This window comes from Cryocola sp. 340MFSha3.1, assembly GCF_000383315.1.
GTDB lineage: Bacteria > Actinomycetota > Actinomycetes > Actinomycetales > Microbacteriaceae > Leifsonia.
The window spans coordinates 55833-76933 of record NZ_KB911088.1; the positions used below are offsets into that span (position 1 = coordinate 55833).

Sequence of the window (21101 nt, forward strand, 5' to 3'; positions counted from 1 at the left end):
TAAGCGCCACGAGTCGCACCTCGACGGCCTTCAGCGGTGGAGGCCCCAGAACGCCCACGGCGAGACGTGGTCGATCCACGGATCGCGAACGGCTCGCGGTCGCAGCCGCCCCGCCCGTAGCGCCCGGTAGTGGATGCGCATCCACCTCCCGATCCGCTCGGCCGGGATCTCCGGCCGATGTCCGACCGCGATGATCTGCTGTGCTGTCCGATCCACGATGACCTCCTACACCGGCTAAGTATTAATGCCGGTGTCATCACCATGCGCACTGTCGCGACACCTGTCAAGGGCGTATGGTGGTGTCATGGGTCGGCAGACGGATCTCGCGTTCGAACGGGAGAACGAGATGATCCCCGCCCAGCTGCGGCTGGTGCGGGACTTCGTCAACACCGTCGAGTATCAGGAGGACGAAGAGGGCTGGGAGAGCCCAGACGACCTCGCCGCGTGGCTGCGGAGCCGCGACCTGCTCGGGGATGACGTCACCGCCACCGAAGACGACCTGGCACTCGCGAAGACCGTGCGCGAGGGCCTGCGCTCGGTGCTCGCCACGCACGCCGGCCACGACGCCGATGCCGCTGCACTCCGCAGCCTCGACGACGCGCTCGCCGAGCTGCCGCTTCGGCTGTCCTTCGGCGGCTCCGAGTCATTCGCGCTGGCGCCCGCGACCGATCGCGGCGCCCGCGCCGCCCTGGCCGGAGTGCTGGATGCGGTGCGCGCCTCCCGCGAGGACGGCAGCTGGTCCCGGCTCAAGGTCTGCGATCGCGTCACCTGCCGGTGGGCGTACTACGACTACTCGAAGAACCGGTCCAGCCGGTGGTGCACCATGGCGGGCTGCGGGAACGCGGTCAAGATGCAGAAGGCGCACGCGCGTCGGGCATCCACTCCGTCCTGAGCGGTCAGGTCAGGAGTCTGCGGGTACGTCGGCCCGGGCGTACTCCGACCCTGAGCGCGTGCGCACCAGGATGCCCGCATCGACGAGATAGCGGCGCAGCGTCACGGGATCGGCGCCGAACCGTGTCAGGCGTTCCGTGAGTTCCCGTTCGGTGACGGTCTCGCCGTCGGCGAGCACGCGGTCGCCGATGCGGGCGAGCAGCGCAGCGCGGTCCTCCGCAGCCGCGGGGAAGCGGTCGATCCGGCCGTCGGGACGCAGGAATCGCTCGACTCCCGTGCGGCGCGGCTGCAGCGATGCCGACGTCGCGAGCAGCTCGCGGAAGGCCGTGTCGACCGGCTCGTGGACACCGTCGGCGCGGCGCACCAGGCCGACGCTCTCGAGTAGCGCCAGCGCGCGCCGCTGCCGCGCCGGACTCATCTCGCTTGCCGGGGCGCCGTCCGCGATGAGCTGCGCCCACACAGCGCGCGCGTCTCGGTTGGCGAGCGCGGCGACCACGGGCCGCCAGTCCGCGGGCCGCTGCCCGTCGGCCGGCGTCTCGTCGGCGCTCGCGCTGTCGTCCTGCTCCACGTTCCCAGTCTCCCGCACGGGTCCGCAGTGTGGGCGCCTCAGGCGTCCTTCCGCAGCTGCAGCAGCAGCTCCGGAGCCCGTGCGTCCAGGACGCGGCCGCCCACGCGCACGCCGACGACGAGCAGCACCGCGCCGAGCACGATCCCGGCGGCGAGCCCGAGCCAGCCCCAGATCGCCTCGCGGGTCACCAGAGAGACGATCAGCAGCACGATCTCGGGCAGGCACAGCACGGCGATGACGCCCCACGCCGCGAACGTCGGCCCGATCAGCGAGATGTTGCTGCCCGGCCGCGACCGGAACGGGTTGTCGCCGGGCTCAGGTACCGGGAAGACGAACCGCGCCGAGGTCACCGAGCAGACGGCGACGCCGCTGAGCAGCATCCCGAGCGACAGCCCGAGCAGACCGGGTGCGGGAAGCCAGTCGCCCTCGACGGCCGTGGCGCCGACCGAGACGAGGACGACGGCGGGAATGGCGAAGGTGAGCAGGGCCGCCGCACGTCCCCACCGATCCGCTCGGCCCGGCACGGCCTTCGACACATGGAGCGCGAACGCGGTCGAGTCGTACGACACATCGGCGATCATCCCGATCCCGAGGGCGAACGCGATCACCGGCCCGGCGGCGAAGAAGTAGCCGTTCGAGTGGTTGATGCTCGAGTAGAACCACATGATCGCCGGGAGCAGCGGGATGACGAGCAGCTGCCGCAGGTATCGCGGATCGCGGAACCAGTAGGTCAGGCAGCGCGCGGCGATGGCGCCGGCCGGAGTCCCGGGCAGGATGCCGAACAGGCCCGACTTGCCGGGCGCGCGCACGCGCGACGAAGCTCGAGCGGGCGTGACGAGGGAGCGCGCGAGCCCCCAGCGCCAGACCGCCCAGAGCACTGCGAAGGTCGCAACGGCGATGAGCAGCCGCAGCAGCGCGCCGAGCGGGTCGCCTGCGGCGACGGCTCCGGGGACGGCCCACACCGCGCCGAGTGGCGACCACCCGAGACCGGCGGCGACCGCGGGCAGGGCGTCCGCCGACGACCGCAGCCCGCTGGTGATCCCGATGATGATCGGGCCGGCGAGGATGAGCGGGATCAGGATGAGGAGCCCGCTGGCCTCGCGGAAGCGGCGGCCCGACGACAGCCCGCTCGCGATGGAGGTGACCGCGCGCGACACGACGATGCAGGTCGCGGCGCCGAGCACGCCCGTGACCAGGGCGATCAGCGCGATTCCCGGCGAGTGCAGCCAGGGCAGGGCGGTGCCGAGGGATGCGAGAGTCGTCGCCGCGCCGGCCACACCGACCGCGCCGCTCAGCAGCATCCCGATCATCAGCGGCCGCAAGGCGATCGGATAGACCGCGAGGTGGCCCGGGTCGAGCGTCTGCTCGACGCCGGAGAGCAGCAGTGGCAGCACCGCCCAGCCGAGGACGGCCGCCGAGCCCGCGAGCACCACGGCGGTCGTCGCGACCTCCGCAGGAGCGAACGACAGGCCGACGAGCGCTCCGAGCACGACGAGGAGGCCGACGGCCCCGTAGATCGCGCCGATGATCACGGCGACCAGCTGCCCGGTGCTGCGGCGGAACGAGTTCTTGAGGACGAGCAGGCGCAGCCTTACGAGTGTCGCAACCACTCCGGCCCCTCCCCGACACGGCGTCCGCCGACGAGCTCGACGAACCGGTCCTCGAGCGTCGAGCCCGCGCGCACGTCGTCCACCGAGCCGGCCGCGACCACGCGTCCTGCCGTGATGACGGCGACGTGGTCGCACATCCGCTCCACCAGGTCCATCACGTGCGACGAGACCACCACGGTCCCGCCGCCGTCGACGTAGGTGCGGAGGATGTCGCGGATGTTCGCCGCCGAGACCGGGTCGACCGACTCGAACGGCTCATCCAGCACGAGCACGCGCGGGGCGTGCACCATCGCGGCGGCCAGGGCGATCTTCTTCGTCATGCCCGCCGAGTAGTCGACGACGAGCGTTCCGCCCGCCGACTCCAGGTCGAGCAGCTGCAGGAGGTCGTGGGTGCGCTGCTGCGCGGTCGGGCGGTCCATACCGCTCAGGAGCCCCGCGTACTCGACGAGCTGCTGCCCGGTCAGCCGGTCGAACAGCCGGACGCCGTCCGACAGCACGCCGACCATCGCCTTCGCGGCGAGCGGGTTCTTCCACATGTCGACGCCGTGGATGAGCACTTCGCCGGCATCCGGACGCAGCAGGCCGGTCGCCATGCTGAGCGTCGTCGTCTTGCCCGCGCCGTTCGGTCCGACCAGCCCGTAGAAGCTGCCGGACGGCACGTCCAGATCGATCCCGTCGACCGCGACCTTCTGCCCGAACCGCTTGTGCAGCCCGCGGATCCTGATCGCGAGGTCGTCGTCCTCCGCCACGCGCACCCCCTCACGTCGTCCGTGCCGCCCGCACGTCGGACAGCCCGTGCGAACCACCCTATCGGCGGGCTCCGACGCCGTGTCCAGGAGTACGGGCGATCCGACACGGCGGATCCGGCGGATGCGGCGGGGCGGACAGGACGCGGCATGCCGCGCGCGCCCCTGGTCGCCGTCGGCACGCCGCGCCTGTTCTCCGGCGGGGGAGGGAACGCCCGCCAGGGAGTTGTCCGCAGGCGCGGATGCGATCGGATGGCGGATCCGCCCGGTTGTGAGGGCCTTCCCAGGTTCGGCCGAGGGATGCGGCGGTCAGCTCCCCAGCGGTCCGGTGTACGAGCGCGCCTGCAGCGGCAGCGCGAGGTCGGCGCCGAATGCTGCGACCTCCGCGCGCAGGTCCGCCGCGTCCGATCCCTCCGCCGTCTGCACCGGCCGGAAGCGGTAGTGCAGCGTTCCGGTGAACTCCTGGCGCGCCTGGAAGTTGGTGAAATGCAGGTTGTTCATGACCCAGCTGTTGATGTGCCCCGCAGGCGCATCGAGGGTGCGCGCCCATTTCCCGGTGTGGAAGCCGCCGAGTTGGACGAGCGGCGCATCCACGGTGCCCCAGAGCACCGCCGGGCCGCCCTCGGCCCTGCGCACACCGACCGCGTGCTGCACGGAGTACCAGTCTTTCGACGTGTCCGGCAGCTGCTCACTCTCGGCGGCGAAGACTGCGCCGGCGGTCTCCAGGAGGAACTCAGGGCGGTCGACCGCGAACGGGAATGTGACGAACAGGCTCTCCGGACCGAAGTGCTCGGGCTTCGCGATGTGCACGGCGAGGTCGATGTCGTCGAGGTCGCGGTAGAGGGTGAGCGTGTGCGTGGCCGCGAGGCTGCCGGGGAGCTCGCTCGACCACCGGATGCGCGCGTAGGCGTCCGTCTCGATCACCTCCGGTGCGGAGGTGGATGCGGCGTGCGAGCGCGCGAACTCCGGGCCGGGGAAGCCGGGGTTGAAGTTCTTCGGGTTGTCGAAGATCGCGTGCGAACGACCGGCGGCGGTGACCGTCTCGGCGACGACGGCCCCGAGACCGTGCGGCACGTGCGCATCCACCAGCTCCCGGCCGGTGCGGACGTCGACGAGCGAGACGACACCGCCGCGCTCCGGGTCGACCGTCGCTCGGAAGCGTCCGGCTTCGATGGTCGTGCCCGTCGTGGCGGCCGGCTCCTTGCCGGGCACCGGGAGCACGACGACGGACGATGCGGGCACGTCGGCCACCAGCGTCACCCTGCGTGTCCCTCCGAACTCCGCCTCGAGGGCCTCCCGGCGCGGACGGTCGGTGAGGTTGGCGACGAGCACGCCGTCCGCCGGCTCGGGATCGCGGCCGGACGCCGCGAGGCGGTACAGGGCCTCGACGTTCAGGTCGCGGGCGAGATCCCAGGCGCCATAGGCGAAGCCGGCCTTCGCGTTCCAGTGCGAATGGCTGAAGTGCGAGTGCGGCTTGGAGTAGGTCTCCCACGAGCCCCAGGTGTGCTCGCCGAAGAGCAGGAGCTCCTCATCCACCCGGTCGAACGTGGCGGCGAGCTCGGCGTCGTCGCGCACGCGAACCGGGCCCCGGCGGTAGCCCAGGACCGTGGCGAGCGCCGGCTCGCCCTCCCCGCGCGCCCGGGCGAGGTCGAGGGCCGCGCGTGCGGAGACCGCGAACCGCCGCGCCTCGCGGTAGACGGCGACCTCGCGGGCGGTGGAGCCGTGACCGTGCGACCACCAGTCGGCCCACTCGCCGCGGAGCACGGGCAGATCGTCGGGCGCCTGCGCGGCCAGCGCATCCATCGCCGTGTCGATGGTCGCGGTCTCCATCGGGATGCCGGGGTGCCGGTCGTTCCAGTGGCGCACCACCTCGGTGAAGAGCGCCGTCGGCCAGCGGTTGTCGTTGCCCGCGTGCACGACCGCCGTGTCGAACGGATAATCGTCACGCGCGTCGAGGCGCTCGACGAACGCGAGGATGCGCTGCTCGGCGAGGGCGACATCCCCGTCGACGATGCCCCACTCCTCGCCGAAGCCGTAGTGGGTCGAGAGCAGGGTGAGCACCCGGCGGCCGGACGGCGCCTCCCACCAGAACAGGCTCGGCTGCTCGAGCGGTGCGCGGCCGTGGTCCGGGTTGAGGGCCATGACGAGGCGGTCGATCCCGGCGTCCAGCATCGCATCGGCCACTCCCCAGGCGATGCCGTTGACGTCGCCGTGCTGCTCGGTGCGGACCGGGATGCCGGCGTCGTGGATGCGCTGGAGCGACCGATAGGCGGCCTCGAACTCGGCGAGGTCGGGCAACTGCGTCATGTTGAGGTAGCCGCCGGTGACCGCGATGGTGCCGTCCGCCGCCAGTTCGCGCAGGCGCGCCACCTCCGCGGGCGTCGCCGTGCGGAGGAACTCGAGCACCGGCCGCGCCACCTCGAAGGTCCAGCGGAAACGGTCGGGAGCGTCCGGCGCGGCCGTGTCCTGGTCGGCCAACCGGAGCACTTCGCGCACGATCTGCGCGTGCATCCCGTCGATGATCCGGGGGCTGTTCGTGTAGCCGACGTCGTGGTGGGTGTGGCCGAGCAGCAGTAAACGGCGGATGCGGGGCATCGGGCCTTCCTCCGGGGTAGATGTGGCATCGTTGCCATACGACCCTAGGGCTTGAGCCGTGCGGCCTTCAAGCGTAAGAAACGATCAAGTAACGAAAACCGACTCCGGGGACCCGGTCCCCTTGTGAAGAGCGTCACCCCTGCATTAGCGTGCGATGTGGGAAGGTTTCCATACTGTCGCTCAGACCCCGGCAGTAGGGGATCCCGTACCTCTTCGCACGGGCGAGGACGCCCGCTGCGACACCACTGAAGGGAAATCAGATGAACAAGAGGCACACCGCCTTCGCCGCGCTGGCACTCACCGCGTCGGTGGCGCTCCTCGCCGGTTGCAGCTCCAGCGGCGGCAGCTCGTCCGGCGGGGACTTCTCCAAAGACGCCAAGGGCAGCCTGAACGCCTGGGGCTTCGACAACGCCGACGACGTCGGCACCTCCCGAATCGACTACGCCAAGAGCCAGCTCAAAGACGTCACCATCAAGATCGACCAGACGCCGTTCGACGCGCAGAAGTTCACCACCCGCGTCGCCGGCGGCAACGTGCCCGACGTCGTCCAGATGGACCGCAACTTCGTCGCCACCTACGCGGCGCAGGGCCTCATCCAGCCGCTCGACCAGTGCTACAAGGTGCACGACGTCGACCCGACGTCCACCTACTACCCGTCCGTCATCGACGACGTCACATACAAGGGCAAGGTCTACGCGGTCCCGCAGTTCTACCAGCCGCCGGCGATCATCACCAACGAGCGCGTCATGAAGGCGGCCGGAGTGACCGACGCCGAGATCGACACGTCCAAGCCGGACACCCTCGTCGCAGCGATCAAGAAGATGTACAAGTCGTCCGGCGGCAACCCGTCGGTCCTCGGCTTCGACCCGGTGGCGGGCGGCCAGGCGGGCTTGTGGATCCTCGGCTACGGCGGTCAGCTCATCGGCAGCGACGGCAAGCCCACCCTCGACGACTCGAAGAACGAGAAGGGCCTCGAGGTGCTCAAGCAGATCACCGACGCCCAGGGCGGCTACGCCAAGGTGAAGAGCTTCACCGACTCGTTCGACACCTTCGGCGAGAACAACCAGTACGTGAAGGACCAGGTCGGCGCGCAGGTCAACGCCCAGTGGTACGTCAACGTGCTGACCCCGTTCGTCGACAAGGTGGACATCGGCGCGGTCCCGTTCAAGGGTCCGGACGGCCAGCCGTTCACGGTCGCCTCGGGAACGTCGTTCGTCATCCCGACCGGTGCCAAGAACAAGGACGCCGCGTGCGCCTGGGCGCTCAACCTGACCAGCCTGCAGGCGTGGGAGGCGGCGGGCGCGGCCCGTGCCGAGACGCTGAAGAAGACGCCGGGCGCGATCAACACCGGCCTCTTCACGGGTTCGCCCGAGGCCGACAAGACGCTGCGTGAGAAGTACGTGAAGCCGTCCGGCAACGCGGGCTTCGACAAGGCGATCTCCACCTACTACGACGTGGTGGGCAACGGAAAGTCGTTCGGTGCGTCGCCGGCCGGCCAGCAGATCCAGACGGAGTTGCAGAACGCCATCCAGTCGGTGCTCCTCGGCAGCAAGTCGCCGAGCGAGGCCCTGAAGGATGCGCAGGCCGCGGCCATGAAGGCCTACGACCAGTCGACCAAGAGCAGCAAGTAACGCGCTCGCACAGGGGCGGTCTCCTCGCGGAGGCCGCCCCTTCTGCGTGCCCACGTCTCGTGCCCCTCGCCTCGCGTCGAGGTGCACGTAGTTGCGGGCTCCCGCGGCGTGTCGAGCGCAACTACGTGCACTTCTCGGGCTCTTTCCCTGTGCGGGATGCGCGCGCCGGGCTGCGAGTACGTGCTGCAACTCGCCCCGCTTTCCCGCATCCACTCACGTCTCGCGCCGGTCCGTCTCGCGTCGAGGTGCACGTTATTGCGGCCTCCCGCGGCGTGTCGAGCGCAACTACGTGCACCTCGTGGGCTCTTTCCCTGTGCGGGATGCGCGCGCCGGGCTGCGAGTACGTGCTGCAACTCGCCCCGCTTTCCCGCATCCACTCACGTCTCGCGTCGGTCTGCCTCGCGTCGAGGTGCACGTTGTTGCGGGCTCCCGCGGCGTGTCGAGCGCAACTACGTGCACTTCGCGGGCTCTTTCCCTGTGCGGGATGCGCGCGCCGGGCTGCGAGTACGTGTCGCAACTCGCCCCGCTTTCCCGCATCCACTCACCCCTCGCGCCGGTCCGCCTCGCGTCGAGGTGCACGTAGTTGCGGTCGCCTGCGGCGTGTCGAGCGCACCTACGTGCACCTCGGGGGCGGACATGTGCGGGATGCGCGCGCCGGGCTGCGAGTACGTGTCGCAACTCGCCCCGCTTTCCCGCATCCACTCACGTCTCGCGTCGGTCCGGGTGGCGTCGAGGTGCACGTAGTTGCGGGCTCCTGCGGCGTGTCGAGCGCACCTACGTGCACTTCGCGGCCGGGCATATGCGGGATGCGCGCGCCGAGCGCGGGAGGGCGAGCGGGCGGCGCTACGCGTCCGCGGCGGCGGGAAGGTCCGCGACCTCCCGGACGCCGCGCAGCGACGCCCACAGGATGACGGGGCACGCGAGGAGGAGGATACCGGCGACGATGAGCGTCCAGCGGGCTCCGATCGCGTCGCCCAGCAGGCCGCCGACGATCGCGCCGACGGGGAAGAGGCCCATCACGACGACCTGCATGGTCGCGTTGACCCGCCCGAGGACGCGGTCGGGGCAGATCTGCTGCCGCACGCTCACCTGGGTGATCGCGTAGACGATCTGCCCGAATTCCCCGGCGGCGATGCCGAGCACGATCAGGAGCGTCCACCATCCCGGCTGCGCGAAGGCGCCGAGCAGCGACAGCGGCGCCGTGACGGCGAGCGACAGCCAGACGATCCGCACCGACCCGACCGCCCGCGACAGGCGCGTGGTGAAGGCGGCGCCGACCATGACCGTGACCGAGCCGACCGCGATGACGAGGCCGATCAGCGCGGGGGAGAGGCCGAGCGTCCGCGACAGGAACACCATTTTGACCGCGGACGCGACCGCGAACGAGAAATTGCTCAGGGCGCTCGCCAGTGCCGTCGACCGCAGCACCCGCGAGCGGAACACGAAGCCGAGACCCTCCGCGATCTCTGTCCGCATCCGCCGACGGTGCTCGGGAGCCGTCGGCTCGTCCTCCCGTGCCCGGATGCCGAGCAGGCACAGCGCGGACGCCGCGAACGTGCCCGCCTGCACCAGCACGACCGTCGCCGCGCCGATCAGCGACACCAGCACTCCGCCCAGGGCGGGCCCGGCAACCTGTCCGGAGGCGCGCACGAACTCGAGGGAGGAGTTGCCGGCGAGCACGCGCTCCCGTCCGATCACCGAGGGTAGATAACTGCGATACCCCACATCGAAGAACACCCGGGCCACGCCGGCCAGCAACGAGACGACGAGCAACTGACCCATGGTGAGCAGCCCGAGAACCGCAGCGAGAGGGATGGTCGCCAGCAGCACCGCACGAACCAGATCGCTGGCGACGAGGAGCGGCCGCCGACGCATCCGGTCGACCCACGCCCCGGCGGGGAGCCCGAGCACGGCGAACGCCACGGTGGATGCCGCCCCGAGCATCCCCACTTCGAACGGCGTCGCGTCGAGGCTCACCACGGCGAGCAACGGCAGGGCGACACCGGAGACCTGGGCGCCGAGCTGGCTGGTGGTCTGCCCGATGAGCAGCAGGCGGAAATCGCGGGATGCGAACAGCGAAGGAGAAGGAGGTGTCACGACGAGTGGCCTTTCGAGTCCGGAACAGGTGGTCCTCCCACCCGCCGGCTGGATCCGAAAATCGTCGCTAGGGGGGTTAAACCTTACCGGGCGCGGTGGACGATGTCCAACCGCGCCCGGTGTCCGGGATGAGGTCAGCCCTTGCGACCCTGCGTCGCCACACCTTCGATGAAGTACCGCTGGCCGAAGCCGAACAGCAGCAGCATGGGCAGCGTCACGATGAGCGCGGCCACCATCACGTACTGGTAGTCGCCGTGACCGCCGTTGGTCGGACTGAACGTGGTCATCGCGTACGAGATGCCGAGCGGCACGGTGAAGCCGTCGACGCCTCCCGCGTTCAGGTAGATCAGCGCCGCCTGCAGGTTGTTCCAGCTGGCCTGGAACTCGAACAGGAAGATGATGATGAACGACGGGATGCTGAGCGGCATCGCGATCTTCGTGAACAGCTTCCAGTAGCTCGCGCCGTCGAGTCGTGCGGCCTCGAACAGCTCCCGCGGGAGCCCCATGAAGAACTGCCGCTGAAGGAAGATGTAGAACGCCGAGCCGAACAGGTTCATACCGAACAGCGGAAGCCAGGTGCCGATCAGGCCCAGGTTCTTCCAGATCAGGTACTGCGGCACCATGGTGACCGCGCCGGGCAGCATCATCGTCGCCAGCACCAGGCCGAACAGCAGCGTCCGCCCGGGGAACTTGAAGTACGCGAACCCGAACGCGACGATCGAGCTCGAGATCGCGACCAGGCCGGCGGCGAGGACCGCGATGATGACGCTGTTGCCGATCCACGAGAGCAGCGGGAGCTGGTTCCACACCTCGACGTAGTTCTGCGGCGTGAACGTCTTCGGCCACAGCGAGTTGTCGAACACCTCCTGCCGCGGCTTGAGGCTCGCGGCGAGCAGCCAGGCGAACGGGTACAGGAACAGCAGCGCGAAGCCGATGGCGACGATCCAGAGGACCGTCTTCCCGATGATCGTCCTCGGCTTGTACCACCGGCCGCCGACGGGCTTCTCGCCGCGCCCGTTGGGGGTGCTGCCCTGCAGCTGGGCGGCATCCAGCTCGGAGGCGAGCGGGGCCAGGGCCGCGGCGGCAGTGGACTGGGTCGCGGAGGACATCACTTGTCTCCTTCGTAGTAGACGAGGCGGTTGCTGACCTTCACCTGGATGAGCGTGATCAGGAGGATGATCACGAACAGCAGCCAGGCCATCGCCGCGGCGAAGCCGAAGTTGAACTGCCGGAAGGCCTGCTGGAAGAGGTACACGCCGTAGAACAACGACGAGTCGGGGGAGGCGTTCGTCTGGTCTCGCCAGAACAGCAGGTAGGCCTGGTCGAACACCTGGAGGGCCGCGATCGTGAGCACGACCACGTTGAAGAAGATCGCCGGGGAGATCATCGGGATGGTGATGGTGAAGAACTTGCGGATGGGTCCCGCACCGTCGAGCGAGGCCACCTCGTAGAGGTCGCGAGGCACGTTCTTCAGTGCCGCGAGGAAGATCACCATGGTGCCGCTGACGCCCCACAGGGTCATCAGCACGATCGACGGCTTCACCCAGTTCGGGTCGATCAGCCACTGCGGGCCCTCGATGCCGAAGATGGCGAGGAAGCGGTTGATCGCTCCGGTGTTGCCGTTGAGCAGCAGCAGGAAGATGGATGCGGTCGCGACCGCCGGGGTCATCTTCGGGAGGTAGTAGATGGTGCGGAAGGCGCCGGCGCCGCGCCCGACCCAGTTGAGGAGGAGGGCGAGCAGTAGCGCGAAGATGATCTCCAGCGGCACCGCCATCACGGCGTAGAACAGCGTGTTGCCGAGCGAGAGCGCGACCTTGGGGTCGTTGAACAGCTCCGAGTAGTTGTCGAAGCCGGCCGGTGTCGCGCTGTTCGTCGCCAGGTTGTAGTTGCTGAACGAGATGAAGAGGCTGTACAGCATCGCGCCGAGCGTGAACACGAGGAAGCCGATGATCCACGGGCTGATGAAGAGGTAACCCGCGATCGCCTCGCGCCTGTTGTACTTGGTGCCCTTCTTCTTGGCGGGCTTGTCGTCGCCCGTCCGGGTCTTCCCGCGTGACGTGTCGGAGAGGACGGCCATCACCGGCTCCTCTTCCTTGCGCCATCGAGCTCGGTGATCTTCATCGCCACCCTTTCGATCCGTCCTCCGCCTGCGTCGGCGTAGTGTGTGGCATCGTTACCACATAGCAGCGACTATAAGTCCTCCCGAGCGTGCCTGCAACCGGAGCCCAGCCCATTCCCGGGCGGGGGTGGACTCTCTCGGGATGCGGACCCGTCTCGGCTATGCGGGCGGTGCCGGCGGGGGAACTGCCTGTGTGCGGGGCACGGTACACCCGGTTGGACCGGTCGTCACCGGTCCGGGATGCGCTCTGCGGCGGCTCTGTCGCCGCGCGATCGCCCCTCCTCCGCGCCGCGGTTCCGCCCGGGTGAGTCGCGCATCCCGCAGCCGCGGAGGCAGCGTGACGCATCCGTGACGGCACGGCAGCGGGCCGGCGCGTCGGCCATTAGGGTGGATTCGCCGGGCGTCCGGCGCTCCGGCGCCCGTGGAAAGGGTTCGATGATCGAGAACGACGCCGACGGCACGCAGCGGCGCGCGACGCTGAAAGATGTCGCGCTGGCCGCCGGGGTGTCGCAGTCGACCACATCCCGCGCCCTGAGCGGTGAGGGCTACGTCGCCGCCGGGGTCCGCGAGCGGGTGCTCGCCGCCGCCGAATCGCTCGGGTACGTGCCGCACGCCATGGCCCGCAGCCTGCGCAAGCAGGACAGCCGCACGATCGGCGTGCTCGTCTCCGACCTGCGCAACGCCTTCTATGCCGATCTCGCCGCCGGCATCGCCGCCCGGGCCCGCCGCGAGGGCTACACGATGATGCTCGTCGACGACCAGGGCTCCACCGAGGCCGAGATGGATGCGGCGCGCGCGTTCGTCGCGACCCGTGTCGCCGGAGTGATCGTCACGCCGCTCTCGGGTGACGTCTCCAATTACCTGATGCGCCAGCACATCCCCGTCATCGAAGCCGACCGCCAGTTCTCGGCCGGTCGCTGCGACGCGGTCATCATCGACAACGCGGGCGTGGCGAAGCGGATGACGGACCACCTGATCGACCTCGGTCACCGCCGTATCGCCCTGTTCATCGACGAGACGACCTGGACGACCGGTGGCGAGCGCGCCGCCGGCTACCGCAGCTCGCTGGAGGGGTCGGGCATCCCCGCCGATCCGTCCCTCGTGATCTCGACCGGATGGGATGCGGACGGCGCCCGCAAGTCGGCGATCGACATCCTGGCCCGCCGCGACCACCCGACCGCGATCTTCGCCGCCAACAACCTGCTCGCGGAGGGCGTGTGGCGGGCGACGAACGATCTCGGCCTGCGCATCCCCGAGGACGTCAGCGTCGTCGCCTTCGACGATTCCGAGTGGATGAGCATGGTCAGCCCGGGCATCACGGCGGTGGCTCAGGATGCGGTGTCGCTGGGCGAGACTGCGCTCGACCGCCTGCTGGGGCGCCTGCAGGACCCCGCCGCCGAACCGCAGACCATCGTGCTCGAGGCGCAGGTGCTGCCCCGCGGCTCCACCGCGGCTCCGCGCGCGCTGTAGCGGCGCCCCGCGTCGCGTCGCCAACGCACATTTGGCGCAAATGTGCTCTTTGGCGGCTCGATAACGCACATTTGGCGCAAATCTCGTGTCCGTTCGCCGGGTCGACAGCGCACATTCGTGCCGAATGTGCGCTTTGCGGGCGGCATTCCGCACATTCGGCACGAATGTCGACCCCCGGGAGCCAGGCGGGCGGGCACATTTGGCGCAAATCGCGCGTCGGTTCGGCGGGAGGTGAATAACGCACATTCGGCACGAATGTGCGTTTTGCGGCCCGCATTCCGCACATTCGGCACGAATGTCGAGCTTGGCGGGGCGGGCGGGCCGGCACATTTGGCGCAAATCTCGGTTCTGGCGGGGCGATAACGGAGATTTGGCGCAAATGTCGCGTCGGGATGGGCGGGAAGGCGGACCGGCAGGGTGGAAACGATCCCATATTTGCGGCAGGATGGGCGCGGCGAAAGGATCGACGCTGACGAACACGCACCACGCACCCGAGGTCGGGCTGTCCGTCGCCATCGACGGCGGCAACTCGAAGACGGAGGTCGTCGTGCTCGAGGGCGGTCCGGAGGGCCTCATCGAACGCTCCCGCGGCATCGGCCCGGGCAGCGGAGCCGGACCGCAGGCGGTCGCCGCCGCCGTCTCGGCAGTCCTCCGCGACCTCGGCATCGCACCCGCCGACGTCACCCGCGTCTCGGCCGCCGTGGCGGGACTCGACTTCCCCGGCGACGAAGACGGCCACCGCGCCGCGCTGGCCGAGTTGTTCCGCCGCGCGGCGGTCGACGTCGTCGGCGACGCGGTCGCGGTGCTGGATGCGGGCGCCGGGCTCGGCCACGCGCTCGCCGTCGTCTGCGGCGCGGGCCTGAACGCCGTCGCGCGCGGACCGCACGGACTCGCGACCGTCCCCGCCCTCGGCTGGCCGAGCGGCGACTGGGGCGGCGGCGACGAACTGGGCCGTGAGGCGGTCCGCGCAGCCGCGCGCGCCGAGGACGGCCGCGGGCCATCCACGTCGCTGCTGCCGCTGGTCCTCGCCGAGACGCGAGCCGCCGACACGGTCGCCCTCGCCCGAGCGATCCGCGACGGGTCCGTGTCGATGCGGCAAGTCGGATCCCTCGCCTCTGTCGTCGCCCGAGCCGCAGCAGAGGGGGACACGGTCGCATCCGACCTCATCGCGCGGGCGGCCGCCGAAGCGGTGGCGCTGGCCGCCGTCGTGGCCCGGCGTGCCTGGGCAGCCGATCCGGCCTCCGCCGAGGATGCAGACGCGCCGGATGCCGTCGTCCCGCCCGGAACCCCCGTCGTCCCGCCCCGTACCGCCGCCGTCCTCGCCGGCACCCCCGTCGTCCCGCCCGGCACCCCCGTCGTCCCGCCCGGCACCCCCGTCGTCCCGCCCGGCACCCCCGCCGTCCTCGCCGGCGGAACGTTCTCCGACCCCGGCTTCCGGGACGCCGTCTCCGCGGGCCTCCGCCGCCTCGGATTCGACCCGCGCCCGCTGGAGTTCCGCCCGGTCGACGGCGTCGTCCGCGCCCTCCGCGAAGCACCGACGCCGGCCTCACCGGAAGCCCACAACCACCCCCACCCGAACCACGAAAGGACCCCGCGATGAAGGTCACGGTCATCGGCGCAGGCTCCACCTACACTCCCGAGCTGGTCTCGGGGCTGTGGAACGAGCGCGAGCGTCTCACGGTCGACGAACTCTGGCTGATGGATGTGGACGGCCCTCGCCTGGAGATCGTCGGCGGGATGGTCCGCCGCATGCTCGCCCGCCAGGGCGCCGACGTCCCGGTCACCCTGACGACCGACCGCGCAGCCGCCATCGAGGGGTCGGATGCCGTGCTCATCCAGTTGCGCGTCGGCGGTCAGAGCGCGCGGCTGCAGGACGAGCTGTTCCCCCTCGCCTGCGGCTGCGTCGGCCAGGAGACGACGGGCGCGGGCGGTCTCGCGAAGGCGCTGCGCACCGTCCCCGTCGTTCTGGACATCGCCCGCGAGGCTCGGGAGCGCGCCGACCCGGGCGCGTGGATCGTCGACTTCACGAACCCCGTGGGCATCAACACCCGCGCGCTGCTCGACGACGGCCACCGCGCGATCGGGCTGTGCAACTTCGCGATCGGCGTCCAGCGGTGGATCGCACGCGAGCACGGCGTGGAGCCGCACCGCGTCGAGGTGGACCCGGTCGGCCTCAACCACCTGTCGTGGGTGCGGCACATCCGGGTGGACGGCGTGGATGTGCTGCCCGGCATGATCGCGGATCGTTCGGACGAGCTGGGCCGCCGCGGAGGCGTTCCGGGCGAGCTCATCCGCGACCTCGGCGTGCTGCCCTCCTACTACCTGAAGTACTACTACGCACATGACGCCACCGTCGGCGAGATGGTCGCGGGCACGCCCCGGGCGACCGTTGTCGCGGACGTGGAGCGCGAGCTCCTCGCCCTGTACGCCGACCCGACGGTCGACACCAAGCCCCCGCAGCTGGAGGCCCGCGGCGGCGCCTTCTACAGCGAGGCGGCGACGGCGCTGCTCGCGTCGCTGGTGGCCGGCACCGGCGACAACCACGTCGTGAACGTCCGCAACAACGGGCTGATCCCCGGTCTCGCGGACGACGACGTGGTCGAGACCCTGTGCCGAGTGGATGCGTCGGGCGCGACCCCGCTGCCGCAGGAGCCGGTCGCGCCGGAACTGCTCGGGCTCATCCAGCACGTCAGCGCGTACGAGCGGCTGGCCGCCCGGGCCGCGGTGACCGGCGACCGCCAGTTGGTGCGGAAGGCGCTGCTGGCGCATCCCCTCGTCGGCCAGTGGGATCTGGTGACGGCTCTCGAGAGGGGCATCTTCGAGACGGGCGGCCGGCTCCTCCCGCAGTTCGCATGAGCGCGTTCGAGGTCGCGGTCTACGGGGGCACCTCCGCCGGCGTCACGGCAGCCGTCGCGGCGGCCGAGGGTGGCGCCCGGACGGTCCTCGTCGAGCCCGGCCGGCACCTCGGCGGCATGACCTCCGGCGGCCTCGGCTACACCGACGTCGGAGACGTCCGCGCTCTCGGCGGCGCGGCCGCGCGCCTCCGCGCCGACATCGCGCAGCACTACGGCACCACCCCCTGGCACTACGCCGGACCGGAACCTCACGTGGCCGAGGCGATCTTCCGGCGCTGGCTGGAGGAGGCGGGCGTCGATGTCCTCTTCGGGGCGCGGCTGACCGGGGTCGAGGCCGTGCAGCAAGGTCACGGCCGCGAGTTGCGGTCCTTCACGGTGACCGGCGGCGACCGCATCCAGGCCGGCGTGTTCGTGGATGCGAGCTACGAGGGCGACCTGCTCGCGACCGCGGGGGTGCCGTACCGCGTCGGCCGCGAGGACCGCGGCCTGCACGGCGAGCGGTTCGCCGGCAGGCAGGAGCTTCTCCCCGGCATGCACAACATGCCGCCGTCGGTGTCGCCCTTCGCCGACGATCCGACCGGGCTCACCACGGGACGCCTCCTGCCGCAGCTTCACGACCGCCCGCTCGCACAGCTGGGGGAGGGCGACGGCGGCGTGATGTCGTACGGCTTCCGCGTCTGCCTCACCACGGCTGCCGACCGCATCTCGTTCGACCGTCCCGACGGCTACGACGAGGAGTACTGGGAGCTGGGGCGCCGCCTCTTCGCGCGCGACCGACGGGAGGGCGTCGAACGTGCGGCCGGCCGGATGCTGGGGCTCGAGCCGAACCTGCCCGGCGGGATGGCGGACGGCAACTCGCTCGGACCGGTGTCGCTGAGCGTGCTGGACGGATCGGCATGGGAGTACCCGGACGCCTCCCCGGAGCGGCGCGAGGAGATCCGTCGGCACCATGTCGACCACACGCGCGGTTTCCTGTACTTCCTGTCGCACGACCCCGCGGTGCCGTCTGCGATCCGGCGCGAGCTGTCGCGCTGGGGACTGCCGCGCGGCGAGTTCGCCGACACCGGCCACCTCCCCCACCAGCTCTACGTGCGCGAGGCGAGAAGGATGGTCGGCGAGCGCATCCTGACCGAGCACGACCTGCTCGCCGGCTCGATGCCGGAGGACACCGTCGCCCTCGGCTCGTACCACATCGACATCCGCGAGGTGCAGCGTGTCTGGCGCTGGGTGTACGAGCATCCGGACCCGATCGGCACCGTCTTCACGGAGGGATACCTCTCGGTCCCTGTGCCGGTGTACGGCATCCCGTACTCCGCACTGCTGCCCAAGCGGGAGGACGCGACGAACCTCCTGGTACCGGTCTGCCTGTCCGCCTCGGCCGTCGCTTTCGCGTCGGTCAGGATGGAGCCGCAGTACATGATGCTCGGTCAGGCCGCAGGTGCGGCGGCAGCGCTCGCGTCAAGCGCTGGCACGCCGGTGCAGGATGTGTGGATCGCCCTGCTTCAGGACCGGTTGGAGTCCTCAGGACAGGCGATACGTCTCTCTTAACCACGCTCTGGTACCGGTGTCAATCCCCCTGACGCGACAGGATTTGCGTGCCTCGTTAGGGCACTATGAGGACCATGGGAAAACTCGTCTACGGCGCGGGCCAGGAGTATGACCTCGACGATCGGGTGCTCAGCCACGTCAAGCTCGCCATCGTCGCGAAGCTTCGCCGTCACGAGAGCTTCCTGCTGAATTGGGACGTCCCCGTCGAGCAGGGATCCGGCCGGGTCTCGCTCTGGATCAGCCGTGAGGTGCCGCTGGCGTTCCAGTTCAGCGGCAGCCGCCCGCCCGCCATCAACCCCCAGTGGCTCGAAGCGCTGATGCACACGTCCCAGCGCACCGGCGGCATGGTGATCATGCCCGAGGACGAGGTCGGCCGCCACCTCCCCAGCTGACCGCACGGCTCGAGCGCTTCGTCAATCCCCTGCTTTCGGATCCGACTCGACCTAGCTTTGCTTGCGTGGGCGATATGACGGCGACGGCAGTGCTGATGATGCTGCCGCGCCGCGCAAGGACGCCGGTGGCGATCCTGGCGGATGGGGCGGTCCCGTCGTCGCTTCGGCTCGACGTCTTCGGCGGCCGCGACGTGTTCGTCCGGATGCGGCGCGGACCCGGAGCCCACGGTCTCAGCGAGCCGTACCGCGAAGTGTCGCGGGACGACTACCCCGCGGGGTCGGAGCCGGCACTCGTCGTGATCTCAGACCGGTATGTCCAGGCGCGCTTCGCGTGCTCCGCCTCGGTGTTCGGCGCGACGGACGTCGTCGTGTTCGTGCCGCTGGACGGTGACGGCGAGGCGCCCGCTCATGTCGCCATCCCCATCCCGTCGCTCGACCGCCCGTCGTGGCACGAATTCGAGCTGGTGTCGCGCACCCGCATGGAGTGCCGCTACCGCGTGGTCCGCGAACGCGACGGCGTCCCGACCGGAGGTTCCCGTGCTCTATCAGCTCTCTGAGATCGAGCGCCTTCTCGTTGAGGCGCCCGGGCTCTACGTCCGCTACTCGGCCGGCTATGCGGCCGACCTGGAGGCCGGTCCGATTGACGCCGCGAGCGGACTCGCGCTCCCCGGGCTGCCCGCGCGTCCCCTCGACCCGGAGGCGTGGTGGACGCTGCCCCGCCGGGAGTGGATCGCGCGACAGCTGACACAGCTTCCGGCTGCCCGGCACGCCACGTTCGAGGGCGTGCACCCCGAGCGCTTCGCGTGGCTGCTGCGCGGCCGCCCCGCCGGTCACGGCCTGGACGGCGAGGCACTCGTCACCGACATCGAGGTGGTCGGTCGCCTGGCCGAGTGCCTCATCGCGGAGGCCGACCGGGTATGCGACGAGCGGTTCGACGCGGAGCCCGGGCGTCGCGAGGCGGAGCTGGTGTCGGTGGCGCATGCCTGAGGGTCTGCTCGTCGAGGCCACGGCCATCCTGCAGCTCATCTCCGACAGTCCGTCGGGCGGCACGGCCATTGTGCTGCGGACGCCCGAGGCGCCGCCATTCGTGGTGATGGGCGACGACACGGAGGAGGGCTTCTCGCGGCTGCGGCGCGGCGCGATCGCCTACGGAGTCCCCGAGCTGTATCAGGTGCTGCCGCGCGACATGCTGAGCGCCGGCCACATCCTCCACATCCGTGACGACCACCGGCCGGCCCGCGTCGACAAGGCCGGCTCGATCTTCGGCCCCGCCCCGGACAAGCTGTGGGTGCCGCTCGACGACTCGCGGCGCCCGTTCGCCCGGATGCGGGTGCCCATCCCGTCGCTGGAGCGGCCGGCGTACGTGGAGTTCGCGCTGGAGGGCGACGGCGACGTGCTGGAGTACCGGTTGAACGGCGAAGCGCGGATCGGCGACGGCTACATCTGCTCGTACTGCGGCAAGCTCTGCCCGACCAAGGAGCCGCACACGGCCGCGCACGGCGTGGCCGGGCACACGCACGCGGGCGTCGCCGCCGGCCAGGACCAGGACGGGCCGGCGCCCGAGACCGGGCCTCTGGAAGTGAGGGGCCACCCCGGCCCCGGGTCGCAGCTGTGAGCCGCGCTCTGCGGCTTCTCGTCTGGCAGGTCCACGGCGGCTGGATGGATGCATTCGTGCGCGGGCGGCACACCTACCTGCTCCCGGTGGATGCGGCGGGCGAGGGTGGTGTCGGCGGCCGGGACTGGCCGTCGAGCGTGGTCGACGTCCCGGAGGCCGAGCTGGCGTCCACGCCGTTCGACGCCGTCGTGCTTCAGCGGCTGGAGGAGTTCGACCTGGTCGAGCGGCTCACCGGGCGCCGGCCAGGTGTGGATGTGCCGGTCGTGTTCGTCGAGCACAACACGCCCCAGGAGAGCATTCCGAACTCACGGCATCCTCTCGCCGATCGGGACGACCTGCTGATCGCCCACGTCTCGCACTTCAACGCGCTGTTCTGGGACACCGGCTCCACCCGCACCCGGGTGATCGAGCATGGTGTCGTCGACTACGGCAACCATTTCACCGGCGAGCTTCCGCGCGCCGCGGCGGTGATCAACGAGCCGGTGCGCCGCTGGCGTGTGACGGGTTCGGATCTTCTCGGCGGCTTCGCCGCTGTGGCGCCCGTCGACGTCTTCGGGATGCAGGTGGACGGCCTGGCGCAGGCGCTCGGCGTCGGCAGCGACCGGGTGGTCGCCGCGGGCGACATCGAGGCGCCTCGCCTGTTCTCCGAGGTCGGGCGTCGGCGTGTGTACGTGCATCCCAACCGCTGGACGTCGCTGGGACTCTCGCTGCTCGAGTCGATGACGGCAGGGATCCCGGTCGTGGCGCTGGATGCGACGGACGCGCGCCGCGCCGTGGTGCCGGGAGTCGGCGCCATCTCCACCGACCTGGCCGAGCTGCATGACGCGGTCCGCGCGTTCGTGGACGACCCGGGTCGCGGGGCGGAGGCGGGCGGCCGCGCGCGCGAGTGGGCGCTGGAGCGGTTCGGTCTCGGCCGCTATCAGGCGGACTGGGACGACCTGCTGGCGCACTGGGTGAGCTGAGC

19 protein-coding genes are annotated in these 21101 nt (G+C 70.6%); 11 read left to right on the forward strand and 8 right to left on the reverse strand.

What is annotated here, in order from left to right; translation table 11 throughout:
- Window positions 1-30: 30 nt before the first annotated feature.
- The gene (locus H284_RS0111160; protein ID WP_020076293.1) at window positions 31-216 is read right to left on the reverse strand and encodes a hypothetical protein; all 186 of its coding nucleotides are present in this window, start codon (window positions 214-216) and stop codon (window positions 31-33) included.
- An 88-nt stretch (window positions 217-304) separates the two neighbouring features.
- On the opposite strand from H284_RS0111160, the gene H284_RS0111165 reads away from it, so the two are divergent.
- Window positions 305-892, forward strand: a complete 588-nt coding sequence (locus H284_RS0111165) for a CGNR zinc finger domain-containing protein (RefSeq protein WP_020076294.1) — start codon at window positions 305-307, stop codon at window positions 890-892.
- A 9-nt stretch (window positions 893-901) separates the two neighbouring features.
- Here the strand turns inward: H284_RS0111165 and H284_RS0111170 are convergent, their stop codons facing one another.
- The 4 genes from H284_RS0111170 to H284_RS0111185 all read right to left on the reverse strand — a co-directional run bounded on the left by H284_RS0111170 (window position 902) and on the right by H284_RS0111185 (window position 6410).
- Window positions 902-1459, reverse strand: coding sequence for a DUF2087 domain-containing protein (locus tag H284_RS0111170; protein ID WP_020076295.1), 558 nt, complete (start codon window positions 1457-1459; stop codon window positions 902-904).
- A gap of 38 nt (window positions 1460-1497) precedes the next feature.
- Complete coding sequence (locus tag H284_RS0111175) at window positions 1498-3069, reverse strand: hypothetical protein (protein ID WP_020076296.1); 1572 nt, start codon at window positions 3067-3069, stop codon at window positions 1498-1500.
- On the reverse strand, window positions 3051-3824 hold the full coding sequence (locus H284_RS0111180; protein WP_018192723.1) for an ABC transporter ATP-binding protein: 774 nt from the start codon (window positions 3822-3824) through the stop codon (window positions 3051-3053). Before H284_RS0111180 ends, H284_RS0111175 begins: the two co-directional genes overlap by 19 nt.
- Before the next feature lie 300 nt (window positions 3825-4124).
- Window positions 4125-6410, reverse strand: coding sequence for a glycoside hydrolase family 38 N-terminal domain-containing protein (locus H284_RS0111185; protein WP_020076297.1), 2286 nt, complete (start codon window positions 6408-6410; stop codon window positions 4125-4127).
- Window positions 6411-6670: 260 nt separating this feature from the next.
- On the opposite strand from H284_RS0111185, the gene H284_RS0111190 reads away from it, so the two are divergent.
- A complete protein-coding gene (locus H284_RS0111190) occupies window positions 6671-8041 on the forward strand; it encodes an extracellular solute-binding protein (protein WP_018192721.1) in 1371 nt (456 codons plus the stop codon).
- Between the two features lie 843 nt (window positions 8042-8884).
- On the opposite strand, the gene H284_RS0111195 is transcribed toward H284_RS0111190, so the two are convergent.
- The 3 genes from H284_RS0111195 to H284_RS0111205 all read right to left on the reverse strand — a co-directional run bounded on the left by H284_RS0111195 (window position 8885) and on the right by H284_RS0111205 (window position 12215).
- Window positions 8885-10138 carry an MFS transporter gene (locus tag H284_RS0111195; RefSeq protein ID WP_020076298.1) on the reverse strand — a complete coding sequence of 418 codons (1254 nt, stop codon included), beginning with the start codon at window positions 10136-10138 and terminating at the stop codon, window positions 8885-8887.
- Window positions 10139-10272: 134 nt separating this feature from the next.
- Window positions 10273-11247, reverse strand: coding sequence for a carbohydrate ABC transporter permease (locus H284_RS0111200; protein ID WP_020076299.1), 975 nt, complete (start codon window positions 11245-11247; stop codon window positions 10273-10275).
- Window positions 11247-12215, reverse strand: coding sequence for a carbohydrate ABC transporter permease (locus tag H284_RS0111205; RefSeq protein ID WP_018192718.1), 969 nt, complete (start codon window positions 12213-12215; stop codon window positions 11247-11249). The genes H284_RS0111200 and H284_RS0111205 overlap by 1 nt, the downstream gene beginning before the upstream one ends.
- A 477-nt stretch (window positions 12216-12692) precedes the next feature.
- Between H284_RS0111205 and H284_RS0111210 the strand changes: the two genes are divergently transcribed.
- The 9 genes from H284_RS0111210 to H284_RS0111250 all read left to right on the forward strand — a co-directional run bounded on the left by H284_RS0111210 (window position 12693) and on the right by H284_RS0111250 (window position 21099).
- The gene (locus tag H284_RS0111210) at window positions 12693-13727 is read left to right on the forward strand and encodes a LacI family DNA-binding transcriptional regulator (protein WP_020076300.1); all 1035 of its coding nucleotides are present in this window, start codon (window positions 12693-12695) and stop codon (window positions 13725-13727) included.
- 445 nt (window positions 13728-14172) lie between these two features.
- Complete coding sequence (locus H284_RS0111215) at window positions 14173-15327, forward strand: BadF/BadG/BcrA/BcrD ATPase family protein (RefSeq protein WP_020076301.1); 1155 nt, start codon at window positions 14173-14175, stop codon at window positions 15325-15327.
- Window positions 15324-16583 carry a 6-phospho-beta-glucosidase gene (locus tag H284_RS0111220; protein ID WP_020076302.1) on the forward strand — a complete coding sequence of 420 codons (1260 nt, stop codon included), beginning with the start codon at window positions 15324-15326 and terminating at the stop codon, window positions 16581-16583. The genes H284_RS0111215 and H284_RS0111220 overlap by 4 nt, the downstream gene beginning before the upstream one ends.
- A complete protein-coding gene (locus H284_RS0111225) occupies window positions 16580-18130 on the forward strand; it encodes an FAD-dependent oxidoreductase (RefSeq protein WP_020076303.1) in 1551 nt (516 codons plus the stop codon). The genes H284_RS0111220 and H284_RS0111225 overlap by 4 nt, the downstream gene beginning before the upstream one ends.
- Before the next feature lie 74 nt (window positions 18131-18204).
- Window positions 18205-18522: a DUF7882 family protein gene (locus tag H284_RS0111230; protein ID WP_018192713.1), complete on the forward strand. Its 318-nt coding sequence runs from the start codon at window positions 18205-18207 to the stop codon at window positions 18520-18522.
- 74 nt (window positions 18523-18596) lie between these two features.
- A complete protein-coding gene (locus tag H284_RS0111235) occupies window positions 18597-19079 on the forward strand; it encodes a hypothetical protein (RefSeq protein ID WP_020076304.1) in 483 nt (160 codons plus the stop codon).
- A complete protein-coding gene (locus tag H284_RS0111240; protein WP_020076305.1) occupies window positions 19060-19509 on the forward strand; it encodes a DUF6098 family protein in 450 nt (149 codons plus the stop codon). Before H284_RS0111235 ends, H284_RS0111240 begins: the two co-directional genes overlap by 20 nt.
- Window positions 19502-20137 (forward strand): hypothetical protein, encoded by a 636-nt coding sequence (locus H284_RS0111245; RefSeq protein WP_018192710.1) that lies wholly within the window; start codon window positions 19502-19504, stop codon window positions 20135-20137. The genes H284_RS0111240 and H284_RS0111245 overlap by 8 nt, the downstream gene beginning before the upstream one ends.
- Window positions 20134-21099 (forward strand): glycosyltransferase, encoded by a 966-nt coding sequence (locus tag H284_RS0111250; protein ID WP_020076306.1) that lies wholly within the window; start codon window positions 20134-20136, stop codon window positions 21097-21099. The genes H284_RS0111245 and H284_RS0111250 overlap by 4 nt, the downstream gene beginning before the upstream one ends.
- Window positions 21100-21101: the final 2 nt, after the last annotated feature.